Below are 14,424 nucleotides of genomic sequence, written 5' to 3'. Positions count from 1 at the left end.
ACGCTTCCATACGACGCAAAATCGACAGCGCGGACACGCACGCCGCAGTTGCGCGAACACTTCGCGATATCGCGCGCTTTTGTGCGGCCTATCAATCTCGAAAATGCGCCTTGCAGAGTGTGACTGCGATGCAGTTCGCATATTGGCGTTCCATTGGCCACACCCGGCAATTGGGCACGGCTGATGCATTGATTCAGACCGATGCAGCGCATCGCGCGCAACGCGCATGCACTTAGCTGCATCTCCCCCCGTCTGAGGAGTTGTGTCATGTCTGCTGTCTGTTTTTCGTTGCGCGCGCTACTGCGCTCCACGCTGCTTTTCATCGTGTTTGGCAGCCTGCCGTTGGCCCACGCGCAGACGCGCGCGCTCACCTATGCCGGCGTCAATCTGTCCGGTGCCGAATTCGCATCTTCCAAAAAGCCCGGAGTCCTCAACAAGGACTATATGTACGCAGCGGCCAGCGATTACACCTATTTCGCCGGTGTCGGCATGAATACCATCCGCCTGCCGATCCTGTGGGAACGGCTGCAGCCCACCGCGAGCGGCGAGCTGGATCCGGCCCAACTCGCGTTGCTGCAACAGGCCGTGGCACGCGCCAAGGCAGCCGGCATGTATCTGGTCATCGATATCCATAACTACGCCAAGTATTACGGCTACAAGATCGGCAGCCCGGAAGTACCGGTGGCCACGTTTACCGATCTATGGCGTCGTCTCGCACTGGCGTTCAACAGCGACAACGCGGTGATGTTCGGGCTGATGAATGAGCCCAACAATATTTCGGCCAGCGACTGGGCCGGCGCAGCGCAGGCCGCCATCGATGCCATCCGCAGGACCGGTGCCAATAACCTGATTCTGGTGCCCGGCGCATTGTGGACCGGCGCGCATAGTTGGTATTCCACCACGAACGATGGCTACTCCAACGCCACCGCGCTGACGTCCATCTACGACCCGCTCGATCGCTACGCCTTCGAAGTGCATCAGTATCTGGATGCCGATTCCAGCGGCACCAGCAGCACCTGTGTCAGCAGCACCATTGGCGCCGAGCGCCTGCGCAACTTCACGCAGTGGCTGCGCACCAACCGCAAGCGCGGCTTTCTGGCCGAATTCGGCACCGCCAACAATGCGGTGTGCAACCAGGCGCTGCAAGGCATGTTGGCGTACATGGAAACCAATGCAGATGTGTGGCTGGGTTGGACCTGGTGGGCGGCCGGTTCGTGGTGGAACCTCAGCTACGCTTACAGCGTGCACCCCAACAAGGACGGCACCGACAAGCCGCAGATGGCGATCCTGTCGCCGCAGGCCACACTCGCCACGCGTGCACCGGTCGCTGCTGCCGCGGCGCGCACTTCCGCTGCATCGACCTCCGCAACAAGCACATCCGTTGCACGCACGGCACGCTGATGCCAGACAAGCCGCCGTAAGGCGGCTTTGTTTTACGCACGCAGCGCGCGGGCAAACGGCGTTGGCACGATGGGATGCACACGCCGATTACTGCGATTCCATCGTGGATAGCCATGTTGCTGCGTGCTCGGCCGCAACAGCCGTTTCGATGTAAACAACGCGTGTAGCGCAGGTGAACTGGCACCTGCGCATTTCAGCTTACTGAACTTTCGTCGCGGCCGCTTGCGGCCTTTCACCTGATGGCGATAAGCCGCCCTCCAGCATGAGCGCACTTCACTGCAGGAGCATTCCCATGACACAGCGATTGATGAAGACCGCACTGATCGGCGTCCTAGCCTTGGTGTCGCAGGGCGCGTTGGCACAAGCGGCCGACAAGCCGGCCAAGGCGCTCACCTCCGGTGAGGTCACCAGCATGCTCACCGCAAAGGGCTACACCAAGGTGCACGACCTCAAGTTCGAGCACGGCGTCTGGACCGCGGATGCGCGTAGCGGCGACGGCAAGGATGTGGACGTGCACATCGACCCGGTGACCGGCCGCGTCTATGGCGACCAGACCACCTCCAAGCTCAGCGAAGCCGACGTGCGCGCATCGCTGTCCACCGGCGGCTATGCCGATGTGCACGACCTCAAGTTCAACGATGGCCTGTGGAAGGCCGATGCCAAGCGCAACGGGCAGAAGGTCGAACTGCACGTGGATCCGGAAGACGGCCACGTGGTGAGCGTGGAGAACGATTGAGTTGGCGCACGTCACGTTGGCCTGCCAGGCGGCTCGGGCAGATCGAGCATCGCAGAGGACGCACGCAGCATGGCCACGCTGCCGCGCCTTAGGCCGACATGTAGCGTCAGTGCAGCAAGCCACTGATCGCGCAAGATCGCAGCTCAGCGATGTTGCCTGGCGATGGGCCAGATGCCTGACATGACACAGCAACGCAAAAGGCCTCCGATGGGAGGCCTTTTGCGTAACAGAAGATTCTCACCGATGGTGGCGCGAACCGGAGTGCTGGTGTGCTGGTGCGTTGCTGCTACACCGTGTGGCAGCAGTGGATCGGCAAGCCTCAGCGTGGGGGCTTGGCCATGTTCGTCTGCGTAGCCCTACTGGTGGCGTCGGCCGGCTGCGCGCTCGCCGCACTTGTGCCAGGCCTGCCGGCCATCATGCGATCGCGCGCGGCCTTGAACGGGTTGCCGGGGTACCAGTTGGGCCAACGTTCGCCAGCAGCGACCTCCTTGCCCACGCCATAGACCACCTGCAGATCTTCGATGGTGCCATCGAGCTTCCAGGTGGCGGCGTCGTATTCGTCGCCAGGCGCGTGATAACGATGGCGTCCGTAGTCCTCGGCCGCGGCACGTCCGGCGGCAGTGCCGCCCTCGCGCAGGTCTTCGCCGCCATCGGCATACAACGCCGGCACGCCGGCCTTGGCGAAGTTGAAGTGATCCGAACGGAAATACGAGCCGCTTTGCGGGGTGGCTTCCGCGTGCAGGGTGCGCCCCTGCATCGCGGCGATCGGCTTGAGGATGTCCTCCAGCTCCGAGCTGCCCATCCCCACCACGGTGACATCGCGGGCGCGCCCGGCCACCGACATCGCATCCAGATTGATCACCGCCGCGATCTTGTCCAGCGGGAAGCTCGGGTTGGCCACGTAGTATTTGGAACCCAGCAGGCCGGATTCTTCCAGCGTCACCGCCAGGAACACCACCGAGCGCGTCGGCTTGGGGTCTTGATGGGCGAATGCGTCGGCGATTTCCAGGATGCCGGCCACGCCGGTGGCGTTGTCCACCGCGCCGTTGTAGATGTTGTCGCCGCGTTCACCCGGATGCTTGCCCAGGTGGTCCCAATGCGCCATGTACAGCACCGCCTCGTCGGCGTGGCTGGTGCCCGGCAGCACGCCGACCACATTGCGCGAGGTCTTCGCCGCGATCGTGCTCTTGAGGTCGACCGACCAGCTGGCCTTCAAGGGCACCGGCTTGAAGCCGCGCTTGCTGGCGTCCTTGTAGGCCTGCGTCAGGTCCAGTCCGGCATTGGCGAACAATTGCCTGGCGGTCTCGGCGCTGATCCAGCCCTGCACCGGCAGGCGCGGGTCGGGGTCGTCCTTGGCCGGCAAGTCGTATTGCGGGCCGGACCAAGAATTTTTCACCACGTCCCAGCCATAGCTGGCACCGGGCGTGTCGTGCACGATCAACGCCGCAGCCGCGCCCTTGCGCGCGGCTTCTTCGAACTTGTAGGTCCAGCGCCCGTAGTAGGTCATGCGCTTGCCGTCGAACAACTTGGCATCGTCGGTGTGGAAGCCCGGGTCGTTGACGAACATCACCACCGTCTTGCCCTTCCATTCCTGGCCGGCGTAGTCGTTCCACTGCTGCTCGGGCGCATCCACGCCGTAACCGACGAACACCAGCTCGCTGTTGTCCAGCTTGACCTCGGCTTGCCCGGTGCGGGTGCCGACCACGATGTCGGTGCCGAAGGCGAGGGTGCGGGTCTGCTCGCCGCTGCGCAGGCTGGGGGCGGTGGATGCATCGGCGGTGGTTTCCACCATCGGCACCTCCTGGAACCAGCTGTCGCCATTGCCGGGCTGCAGCCCGATGCGCTGCATCTGGTCGCGAATGTAGGTCACGGTCTTTTCTTCGCCGGGCGTCCCCGGGCCGCGGCCTTCGAAGTCGTCCGACGCCAGCGTCTTGACCAGTTCGGCGAAGTCGCCAGTGGTCATGTCCGGGGAGAAGGTGTGGCGGCTGACCGGTGCGCTGGGCGCGCTATCGGTCGGCGTCTGCGCGGCAGGCGCGCTGGGCGCATCGGCGGGTTCGCGTTTGCAGCCGGCCAGGGCCAGCGTCGCGGCCAGGCACAACAGGATCTTGCGGGGCATCGGAACTCCTCGTGCGGCGGAATCCCGATCTTAGAGCCTGCGCCGCATGGCGAGGTGAGCGCGTCGCTGCGTGCGCTGCAGTCGCATGGCGGGCCGGGCAGGGCGCCTGGAGCAGGTGCCCTGGATCCGGCGCACGCACCGGCAGGTGCGTGTTGCGTCGGTCAGTCCTTCGGCGCGACGTCGCTGTCGAAGCTGCGCGCGGTGGCGCCGCTCACCGCGCCGATCTTGGCGCTGCGGTGCACGTACAGGTTGACCTCGCGCTCGAAGTGCAACGGCCCATCGACCACTGCATCCGGGCCGATCACCACACGCGGCTTGCGCGAGGGCTGGAACGAAAAACCGAAGCTCGGCTTGCTCACTTCGATGCCGCCGCGCACATGCGAGCCCACCCCGACAGTGATGTCGCCATTGACCGTCTCGATGCCCTTGCCGAGCTCGGTTCCCACCAGCCCGATGCTGCCGTTGACCGTTTCCACGCCGCCACTGATCTGGCTGCCGCGCTCGGCGAGGATGCTGCCATTGACCGTTTCCAGCCCGCCGGACACCGTCACTTTCTGGCCCAGCGTGATCGAGCCGTTGACCGTTTCCACGCCACCGGTACGCGCGTTGTCGCCGATGCGGATGCCGCCGTTGACGGTTTCCACGTTCTTGGTTTGCGCACCGGCACCGATCTCGATGGAGCCGTTGACCGTTTCCAGGGCGCCATAGGTCTTGCCGGCATCTGCGCTGATCTTGCCGTTGACCTTGCTGACGTCCTCGTCGGCCCAGGCGCTCGTGCAGGCCAGGGACAGTGCCAGGAGAAGAATTTGGGGCTTCATGCTGAACCTCGCGCGGCGGCGGTTGTCTGGGGCGTGGCGGCGATCACATCATGCTTGGCTACAATCGCGCACCTGCCTGAAGTCACTGGATCTTTCGTTGCCCCCTTCGCCCGCACCGCTGCCGCGCCTGCCGCTCGCTCCTGCCACCGGCCGTGGACGGATGTGGCTGGCGGTGGGCGTGCTGGCCTGCACCTTGCTGGGCAGCATGGGCGCAAGCGCGCAGAGCCAGCGCGAGACCGAGCGCAAATTGCAGCAGCTGCGCGATGAGCTCAAGACCATCAGCGCCGATCGACGCGAACTGGAAGGCAAGCGCGGCACCGCCGCGCAACAGTTGCGCCAGGCCGACGAGAAAGTGGCCAAGACCGCACGTGCATTGAGCGAGACCGAAGCGGCGATGCGCGCGCAGGAACAGCATCTGTCCACCCTGCAGCAGGAACGCGCGCAATTGCAGCGCGGCCTGCAGAACCAGCGCGCGCAGCTGGCGGCGTTATTGCGCGCCGCCGATCAGGTGGGCCGCAATGCACCGCTGAAGGTGCTGCTGTCGCAGGACACGGTGGGCGATGCCACGCGTATGCTGGCCGATCACCGCTATGTGCAAAACGCACGCGCGCAGCGCATCCACGCCTTGACCACGCAACTGGATGCCCTGGCGACAGTGGAACAGGACATCGCCACCCGGCGCCAGGCGCTGGATGCCGCGCGTGCGCAGCAAAAAGCGCAGGCGGCCACGTTGCAGAAGGATCGCTCGCAACAGGCGGCCACCGTCGCGCAGCTGGACGATCGCTACAAACAGCGCGCCGAGCGCGAAAAGGCAATCGGCCAGGACGCCAAGGCGCTGGAACAACTGCTCGCCAATCTGCGCGCGGCCGCCGCCAAGGCCGAAGCCGAACGGCGCGCTGCCGCCAGACGCGCCGCCGCCGAAGCCGCCGCACAGGCCAAGCGCAGCAAAACCGAGCGTTCCGATCGCCCCGGCAAGACGCCATCCAAGGTAGTCGCCAACGCACCGGCCCCCAAGGTCGGTGGGCTCAGCTGGCCGGTGGCGGGCAATCTGCTGGCGCGCTTCAATGCCACCTTGCCCGATGGCCACACCAGCAAGGGCGTGCTGATCGGCGCGCCCAAGGGCACCACCGTGACTGCAGTGGCCGATGGCACGGTGGTGTTTTCCGACTGGATGACCGGCTACGGCATGATCCTGATCGTGGACCACGGCAACGGCTACATGAGCCTGTACGCGCATAACGACACCTTGCTGCGCGATGCCGGCGCAACGATCAAACGTGGCGACGCGGTGGCCAAGGTCGGCAGTTCGGGCGGGCAGGGCGTGCCGGCGCTGTACTTCGAATTGCGTCGCAACGGGCAGCCGGTGGATCCATCGAGCTGGCTGCAACGCCGCTGAGCGCCGCGCACCGCCCGCGATTCAACGCGGATTTACCGCTGCTTCGCGCATAATCCGGTCAGCTCCGCGCTGCGGGGCGCCTTATCTCTTTGTCGGAGTGCTTCATGCGCGTAGCCGTCCTGTCCGTTGCCCTGTCGCTGGCCCTGTTCGCGTCGCCTGGTTGGGCGCAGAAGGCCGGCCCCGCCGCCGCCCAGGCCAGCGCGGACGATCCGGAAGCCAATGAAGCCGCTGTTTCCAAGGTGCCGCTGGATGAGATCCGCCGTTTCGTGGCGGTGTACAACGCGGTCAAGCAGGCCTACGTCGACCCGGTCGAAGACAAGAAGCTGATGCACGCCGCCGTGCGTGGCCTGCTCTCGGACCTGGACCCGCACAGCACCTATTTCGACAAGGAAGATGCCGAAGCCTTCGACGAACAGGCCACCGGCGCCTACGACGGCATCGGCGTGGAATTGCTGCAGCAGCAGGACAACACCCTCAAGGTGATCGCGCCGATCGACGACACCCCGGCCGCGCGCGCCGGCATCCGCGCCGGCGATGTGATCGTGGCCATCGACGGCAAGCCGATCGATGCCAGCAAGGCCATGGAGCCGCTGCGTGGCGAATCCGGCAGCAAGGTCGTGTTGACCATCATGCGCGACAAGATGCCCAAGCCGTTCGATGTGACCCTGCAGCGCGAAACCATCCGCGTGGCCAGCGTGCGCAGCAAGCTGCTGGAGCCGGGCTTTGGCTACATCCGCATCAGCACCTTCCAGGCCGACACCGGCGCCGACTTCCAGAAGAACCTCAAGCAGCTGCAGGCCGGCGGCAAGTTGCGCGGCCTGGTGCTGGATCTGCGCAGCAACCCCGGCGGTCTGCTGACCTCGGCGGTGCAGGTGGCCGACGATCTGCTGGACAAGGGCAATATCGTCAGCACGCGCGGGCGCATCTCCATCAGCGATGCCAAGTTCGACGCCACTCCGGGTGATCTGCTCAATGGCGCACCGGTGGTGGTGCTGGTGGACGCCGGCTCGGCCAGTGCCTCGGAGGTGCTGGCCGGCGCGCTGCGCGACAACAAGCGCGCACGCATCATCGGCAGCCGCACCTTCGGCAAGGGCTCGGTGCAGACCGTGCTGCCGCTGGACAACGGCGACTCGGTCAAGCTCACCACCGCGCGCTATTACACGCCCAGCGGCAAGTCGATCCAGGCCAGCGGCATCGTGCCGGACGTGCTGCTCACCCCCGAACCGCAGCCGGGCGATGCCGATGTGCCGGCCAGCCTGACCGACTACAGCGAAGCCACCTTGCCGGGCCACCTGCGCGGCGACGACGAAGGCGAGGAGGGCTACAGCGCCGGCGACGTGCTGCCGGGCGACGGCCCGATCACCGAAGCCTTGGCCGAACTCAAGCAACCCGGCGCCGCCGCCAAGGCGCAGGCTGCACGCAAAGCCAAGGCGCAGGCCGCGCAGAAGGCGAAGGCCGCCAATAAGACCGGTGCCGAGCCCAAGCCCGCCGCAGCGCGCCCGGCGACCACGGACAAGCCCAGGTCGGCCGAACCGGCAGGCAAGGCCAAGCCGGCCACTACACCCCCAGCGCCAGCCGAACCGGTGCAGCCGACGACGCCGACGGACAAGCCTGCCGAGCCGGTCAACTAAGCGTGGGCAACAGACCTGCGCGCGGCGTCGTGACGTAGGTCCGGTCGGCACACAGGAATCGGTGGAGGAGTGGTACATGCCACACCGAGCCTCGGGCCTCGCTGACCTGGCAGCAGCGCGCGCGGCTTGCTGGCTGCTTCAAGACCGCGCTGACCCAGCGGGGAATCACACCCGCTGCGTTGTTGCCAACACCTCGGGATTGACCAGGTTGCGCGGTGTGCCCGCCGCGAACGCCAGCACATTGTCGAACGCCGCATCGAAATACAGCGCGTAGCTGTCGCGCTCCACGTATCCCAGATGCGGTGTCGCCAGCACGCGCGCATGCCGCAGCAGCGGATCGCGCGGGTCCAGCACCGGCTCGTGCTCGAACACATCCAGCGCGGCCTGCGCCGGCCGGCCCGCGTCCAACGCAGCGAGCAAGGCGCCAGGCGCAATCAACTCGGCGCGGCTGGTGTTGACCAGCAACGCGTCGGCGCGCATGCGCGCCAGATCCTGGGCGGTGACGTCATGCCGTGTCTGCGCAGTCAGACGCCGATGCAGCGACAGCACGTCGCTGCGTTCGAACAGGTCCTCGCGACTGCCCGCAACCGCGAACCCATCGCGCGCTGCCTGCGCACAGGACGCCTCGCCGCCCCACACCACCACCTGCATGCCGAAGGCGCGCCCAAAGCCGGCCACGCGTTGGCCGATTCGCCCGTAACTCCAGATCCCCAACGTGCGCCCATGCAGCACGCGGCCCAAGCCGGGATCGCCAAGCGCCTGCCAGCGTCCCTGTTGCAATGCATGCTGGTAGTCGGTCAGCCGACGGCTGGCCGACAGGATCAGCGCCCAGGTCAGCTCGGCCGGCGCCACCGGCGAGCCGACGCCTTCGGCCACCGCCACACCCAACGCAGTGCACGCCGCAACATCCACATGCGCACCCACGCGCCCGGTCTGGCTGATCAGTTTCAGCCGTGGCAGCCGTTGCAGCAGCGCCGCATCCACCCGCGTGCGTTCGCGGATCAACACCAACGCGTCGGCGTCGGCCAGGCATGCGGCGCGCGCATCGAGCTCCGCATCCAACGCGCCCAGCACCTGCACCTGGTGGTCCTGCAGTTGCTGCAGGCAGGGCAGCTGCGCAACGGCGCCCTGGTAGTCGTCGGGCACCACAATGCGCATCAGCGTGGCTTGATCGGCGAGGGGAACGGGGTGACCACCTTGTCGCCGGTGGTGGCATCGCGAATCACCGACTGGCCCTTTTTCTCGACTTCTTCGATCCGCACGATGCTCTGCATCGGCAGGTGCAAGGTCCTGGTATTGCCGAATTCCTCGCGCAGGCGTTCTTCGGTGGGGTCCACCACCAGCCCGTCGTGCACGTCGAACACCAGCTCGCCGATCTGGTTGAAGCCCCACAGATGGCTGCCGGTGACCTCACGCGCGTAGAGCTCGTACACCTTGCCATGATTGAGGAAGGTGACTTTGTACAGAGACTTGGACATGCCCACGATTATAGGCGCGCGCCTGGACAGCGACATGCGCGGCATCGTGCCGGTAACTGGGCCACGCCCGGGTTGCGGCCTGCGGGTACAGCCGGTGCGCTGCGCGCCTCAGAAGCCGTGGCGCTTGCGCAGCCGCCGCGCGATCGCCGCGCGCACATACAGGCCGTACACGATGCCGAACACGAAGCCGGCGATATGCGCCGACCACGCCACCATGCCGAACGCCGGGCCGATGTAGGCGAACACCACCTGCAGCAGTGCCCAGGCGCCGATCAACAGCGGCGCCGGCACCCGGATGAATTCCAGAAACACGCCCAGCGGCAGGACCACGCCCAGCTTGGCGCCCGGAAACAGCGCCAGGTACGTGCCGATCAACGCCGACACCGCACCCGAGGCGCCGATGATCACCCGGTCCGGCGTGCCGATGGCAAAGATCGCCGCCAGGTTGGAGGCCGCGCCGCCAACCAGAAACAGCAGCAACAACCGCCACGGGCCCAGGATACGTTCGGCCGGCAGCCCGAAGATCAGCAGGAACACCAGGTTGCCGAGCAGATGCGACCAGTCGGCGTGCAGGAACAGGGCCGTGAACAGGCGCAGCACGCTGCCGTCGCGCAAGGTGGCCCACCAGTCGCCCAGATTGGAGACGCCGCTGGACAGGGCGCCCCAGTCCAGCCACAACGTATTGCGCGCCTCGCCCGGCCGGCTGATCGACCACAAATACGCCAACCACACCGTGGCGAACAGCAACGGCACCGCCCAGCGCGGGGTGGGTTTCTTGCGGGAAGGAAGAGAGACGAACATCGGACGGGGACAATAGCCGGTCCACGCTGCTGAACCCAGCCCTAACCTGACGGCGCGTTCAGCACAGGCCTTGTTATTGTTCGGTTAATCGTCATGGGTATACTGCGTACGGCGTCGTATGTCGGGGGGGGGTCTCCGGCGCGCTCCGGGCACTGGATTGGTGCTGGACGCGGGCGCTGAACCGACCATTGCAGTCCTTATCCGGAGAGCTACAACTTATGTCTACCGCTTCCACTCTCAGCCGCGCCACCCTCTTGGCCGTCGGTATCGCTGGCGTGCTGGCCGTTGGTCAGGCGCACGGCGCCGCGTTCCAGCTGAAGGAAAACAGCGCCAAGGGCCTTGGCCGCGCATTCGCAGGTTCGGGCAGCGCCCCGGATGATGCCTCCATCATCGCCACCAACCCGGCCGGCATGCGCCAGCTGGACGGCCGCCTGTTCCAGGCCGACGTCAGCGCCATCAGCTTCTCGGCCAAGTTCCAGCCCGACACCGCGGCCTACGCCAACGGCGCGCCGGTGTCCGGCGGCAACGGCGGCGACGCCGGCATGATCGCGCCGGTCCCGGCGATGTACTTCCACGTGCCGTTCGGCGAGAACGACAACATGCACCTGGGCACCTCGCTGACCGTGCCGTTCGGCTTCAAGACCGAATACGACCGCGACTGGGTCGGCCGCTACCACGGCACCAAGACCGAGCTGCAGGCGATCGACTTCAACGTCGCGTTCTCCTATGACGTGAACCCGTACGTGTCCTTCGGTGCCTCGGTGTTCGCCGAGCGTCTGGATATCGACCTGGCCAACGCGGTGGATTTCGGCAGCGTGCTGGCTGCGCGCCGCGTGCCGGGCTTCGCGCCGGGCAGCGCCGATGGCTACTCGCGCATCAAGGGCGACAGCACCGAAGTGGGCTTCACCCTGGGCGGCTTGTTCAGCATCGATGAGAACACCCACATCGGCTTCAGCTACCGCTCGCAGGTGGAACACAAGATCACCGACGGCACCGCCGACTTCACCGTGCCGGGCAGTGCTGCCGCCGTGCTGAGCGTGGCCGCACCGGGTACCTTCGTGAATACCAAGGGCCGCGCCACCGTCAAGCTGCCGGCCAGCGCCACCGCCAGCTTCACGCATAACGTGAACGAGCAGTGGTCGATCATGGCCGACGTCACCCGCACCGCCTGGAGCAAGTTCGACCAGGTGACCGTGGACTTCGCTTCCAACCAGCCCGACAGCGTGCTGGACTTCTCCTACCGCGACACCACCTTCGCCTCGATCGGTGCCGACTACCGCCTGAGCGATACGGTGACCCTGCGCGGCGGCCTGGCGTACGACCAAACCCCGACCACGGCCGAACACCGCGACGTGCGCGTGCCGGACGCGAGCCGCAAGTGGGTTTCGCTGGGTATGAGCTGGCGTCCGTCGGCGCAGACCGAGTACAACTTCGGCTACACCCACCTGTTCACCAGCGACCCGACCAGCGACACCCGCAGCGCCACGGGCGACCGTCTTGCCGGCAGCTACGACGTGAAGGGCGACGTGCTGGCCGCGTCGATCAACTACAAGTTCTGATCGCCGCAGCACGCGTTGAGTGTCCAAAAACCCCGCTTCGGCGGGGTTTTTCTTTGTTGCCTTGCACGCTCCACACACGACATGGGCAGCCATCACACGCAACAAGCGAAGCAGGCAGGACGCATCGCCTCAGCGCAGCGCTTCACCCCCCTGCGCGGTGTCGCCACCTAGCCGCGTACTGGGATGCCAACAACGTCGCGTACCGATCCAGCCTGCGCAATGCATGGCGAACGCTGCAACCGGCGCGACAGATTGCTATGGTCAGGCGCATGAGCCAACCCGACTTCATCCAGATCACCGATAACGCCATCGCGCACGAAGATTGCGTGGCCATCGTGCAGCGCATGCGCCAGAGCCAGCAGCTGCATCCCGGCCGCATCGGTGGCGGCGTCTTTCCCGACCTCAAACACAGCCGCGACCTGCGCATCAGTGGGATGGCCGAATGGGCCGAAGTGGAAAACCGCCTGCAACAGGCCGTATTCGAGGGCGTGCTCACCTATCTGCGGCAGTATCCGCAGGCGTTGATTTCACCGCTGATGCTGCAGGTCACCACTGCCGATGGCAGACCGCATCGCCTGGTGGCCGAGGACATCGTGCAGATGAGCGACCAGGCGCTGGGCGATCTGGCACGCACCTGCCTGCGCCCGGGCGCGATCAATCTGCAGTGGTACACCGCCGACCAGGGCGGCTACCCATACTGGCATTGCGAGCTGTATCCGCGCGATGCCAATGCCGACACGCTGCATCGGCATCTGCTGTGGACGCTGTATCTCAACGACGACTTCGCGCAAGGCGAAACCGAATTCCTGTTCCAGCAACGCAAGGCGCGCCCACGCACCGGCAGTCTGCTGATCGCCCCCACCGCCTTCACTCATACTCACCGCGGCAACCGCCCGGTCGGCGGCGACAAGTTCATCGCCACCAGCTGGATCCTGTTTCAATCGGCGCAGGCGCTTTACGGCGGGGAATAGGGAATCGGGAATGGGGAATCGCAACGGCGACGCTTTCTGCTGCTGCTGCTGCTGTTGCTTTACCGATTCCCGATTCTCCATTCCCCCAGTTGCGACTGCGCACCGCATCGCAACGCTTGTGCTCGCTCCTCGGACCAGTACATGTCGCTTGCACCGCGCATCGTTAGTAATAATACTAACGGTATGCAGAAGAACTCTTTCCCCAGCGCGAGTGCGGCAGCGGAGCGGGATGTCCGCAGCTCGCGCACGGTCATCAAGGGGCGCGGCACCACCGCCTACGTGCCCGGTCGCTTCTCGGTCACCACCGCCGTCGAGATAGACGATGGCTGGGGCGCGCTCGATGCCGATGGCAAGACCGCCATGCGCCCCAAGACCGTGGTGGCCGAGGAAATCGCACGCAGCATCATCAGCCGCAACAACTCGCCCGACATCGGGTTCTCGCAGTCGGTGAACCCGTACCGGGGATGTGAGCACGGCTGCGTGTACTGCTTTGCCAGACCCTCGCACGCGTATCTGGATCTGTCGCCGGGGCTGGATTTCGAAACGCGGATCTTCGCCAAGCCGAATGCGGCCGCGCTGCTGCGCGCGGAGATCGCACGCCCGTCCTACCAGTGCTCGCCGATCGCGTTGGGGATCAATACCGACGCCTACCAGCCCGCCGAGCGGCGTCTGCGCATCTCCCGGCAATGCCTGGAAGTGCTTGCGGAGGCCCGTCACCCGGTCAGCTTCGTGACCAAGGCGGCGTTGATCGAACGCGACATCGATGTGCTGGCCGAGATGGCGCAGCACAACCTGGTGTCGGTGTATTTCTCGGTCACCACGCTCGACAATCGGCTTGCGGCGAAGATGGAGCCGCGCGCCGCCGCGCCGCATGCGCGACTGCGCGCCATGCAGGCGCTACACGCTGCCGGCGTACCGGTAGGCGTGCTGGTCGCTCCGGTCATCCCGATGATCAACGACAAGGAACTGGAGCGCATTCTGGACGCGGCCGCAGCCCACGGCGCACGTTCGGCCGGCTACGTGTTGCTGCGCCTGCCGCACGAACTCACCCAGTTATGGCGCGAGTGGCTCGAGTTGCACTATCCGGATCGTGCCAAGCATGTCATGAGCCTGGTCCAGCAGATGCGCGGCGGCAAGGACTACGACAGCCGCTTCGGCAAGCGCATGGTCGGCGAAGGCCCGTTTGCAGAACTGATCGCGCAGCGTTTTTCCATCGCGTATCGGCGCCTTGGATTCGGGCGATTGCCCAGACTCGATACCACGCACTTCCGTCCACCCAGACCGGACACGCCGCAGCTTAATCTTTTCTAATTTTTCTATGCGGTTTGCGATGCTAGTTCGACTCCGGCTAAGAATCGCAGTGTCTCCTGTCGTTATGCGGAGATAGGCGGGTATTCCGAGGTCGCGGGTTCAATGACACCTCGCCACGTTGAAACCCTGGATCCGAAGTAGCAGTGCACATCCAATCGTTAGGCTACGTGTATTTGCAATGTTGGGCCGATCAACCAGGATTGCTT

Annotated in this window: 12 protein-coding genes; 7 read left to right on the top strand and 5 right to left on the bottom strand. The window is 65.6% G+C overall.

All coding sequences use genetic code 11. From position 1 onward, the window contains the following. The first annotated feature begins 267 nt into the window (after positions 1-267). Both AMD14_RS00625 and AMD14_RS00620 read left to right on the top strand, forming a co-directional pair. Positions 268-1,401 (top strand): glycoside hydrolase family 5 protein, encoded by a 1,134-nt coding sequence (locus tag AMD14_RS00625; protein WP_015462682.1) that lies wholly within the window; start codon positions 268-270, stop codon positions 1,399-1,401. Positions 1,402-1,693: 292 nt separating this feature from the next. Further along, entirely contained in the window at positions 1,694-2,137 is a 444-nt protein-coding gene (locus AMD14_RS00620; protein ID WP_011050031.1) for a PepSY domain-containing protein, read from the top strand. A gap of 319 nt (positions 2,138-2,456) precedes the next feature. Here AMD14_RS00620 and AMD14_RS00615 read toward each other — a convergent pair whose 3' ends face one another. Then, complete coding sequence (locus tag AMD14_RS00615; protein ID WP_005912472.1) at positions 2,457-4,253, bottom strand: M28 family metallopeptidase; 1,797 nt, start codon at positions 4,251-4,253, stop codon at positions 2,457-2,459. 161 nt (positions 4,254-4,414) lie between these two features. Next, positions 4,415-5,071 carry a DUF4097 family beta strand repeat-containing protein gene (locus tag AMD14_RS00610; protein WP_011050030.1) on the bottom strand — a complete coding sequence of 219 codons (657 nt, stop codon included), beginning with the start codon at positions 5,069-5,071 and terminating at the stop codon, positions 4,415-4,417. 97 nt (positions 5,072-5,168) lie between these two features. Here AMD14_RS00610 and AMD14_RS00605 point away from each other — a divergent pair, with 97 nt between their 5' ends. Both AMD14_RS00605 and AMD14_RS00600 read left to right on the top strand, forming a co-directional pair. Further along, positions 5,169-6,467, top strand: coding sequence for a murein hydrolase activator EnvC family protein (locus AMD14_RS00605; RefSeq protein WP_171843829.1), 1,299 nt, complete (start codon positions 5,169-5,171; stop codon positions 6,465-6,467). A 104-nt stretch (positions 6,468-6,571) separates the two neighbouring features. Next, entirely contained in the window at positions 6,572-8,098 is a 1,527-nt protein-coding gene (locus AMD14_RS00600; protein ID WP_005927226.1) for a S41 family peptidase, read from the top strand. Between the two features lie 165 nt (positions 8,099-8,263). On the opposite strand, the gene AMD14_RS00595 is transcribed toward AMD14_RS00600, so the two are convergent. The 3 genes from AMD14_RS00595 to AMD14_RS00585 all read right to left on the bottom strand — a co-directional run bounded on the left by AMD14_RS00595 (position 8,264) and on the right by AMD14_RS00585 (position 10,377). Continuing rightward, positions 8,264-9,256 (bottom strand): D-2-hydroxyacid dehydrogenase family protein, encoded by a 993-nt coding sequence (locus AMD14_RS00595; RefSeq protein ID WP_011050028.1) that lies wholly within the window; start codon positions 9,254-9,256, stop codon positions 8,264-8,266. Next, entirely contained in the window at positions 9,256-9,576 is a 321-nt protein-coding gene (locus AMD14_RS00590; RefSeq protein ID WP_003482171.1) for a DUF1820 family protein, read from the bottom strand. Before AMD14_RS00590 ends, AMD14_RS00595 begins: the two co-directional genes overlap by 1 nt. A gap of 108 nt (positions 9,577-9,684) precedes the next feature. Further along, positions 9,685-10,377: a rhomboid family intramembrane serine protease gene (locus AMD14_RS00585; RefSeq protein WP_003482177.1), complete on the bottom strand. Its 693-nt coding sequence runs from the start codon at positions 10,375-10,377 to the stop codon at positions 9,685-9,687. Between the two features lie 218 nt (positions 10,378-10,595). On the opposite strand from AMD14_RS00585, the gene AMD14_RS00580 reads away from it, so the two are divergent. The 3 genes from AMD14_RS00580 (at position 10,596) to AMD14_RS00570 (ending at position 14,218) form a co-directional block, all read left to right on the top strand. Continuing rightward, a complete protein-coding gene (locus tag AMD14_RS00580) occupies positions 10,596-11,936 on the top strand; it encodes an outer membrane protein transport protein (protein WP_015462678.1) in 1,341 nt (446 codons plus the stop codon). A 269-nt stretch (positions 11,937-12,205) separates the two neighbouring features. After that, on the top strand, positions 12,206-12,907 hold the full coding sequence (locus AMD14_RS00575) for a 2OG-Fe(II) oxygenase family protein (RefSeq protein ID WP_005927217.1): 702 nt from the start codon (positions 12,206-12,208) through the stop codon (positions 12,905-12,907). Between the two features lie 183 nt (positions 12,908-13,090). Next, on the top strand, positions 13,091-14,218 hold the full coding sequence (locus AMD14_RS00570; protein WP_011050026.1) for a PA0069 family radical SAM protein: 1,128 nt from the start codon (positions 13,091-13,093) through the stop codon (positions 14,216-14,218). The last annotated feature ends 206 nt before the right edge of the window (positions 14,219-14,424 follow it).

The organism is Xanthomonas citri pv. citri, from assembly GCF_000961215.1.
GTDB lineage: Bacteria > Pseudomonadota > Gammaproteobacteria > Xanthomonadales > Xanthomonadaceae > Xanthomonas > Xanthomonas cissicola.
Note: the sequence above shows the minus strand (reverse complement) of the source record. Positions and strands in the feature narration are given on the sequence as shown.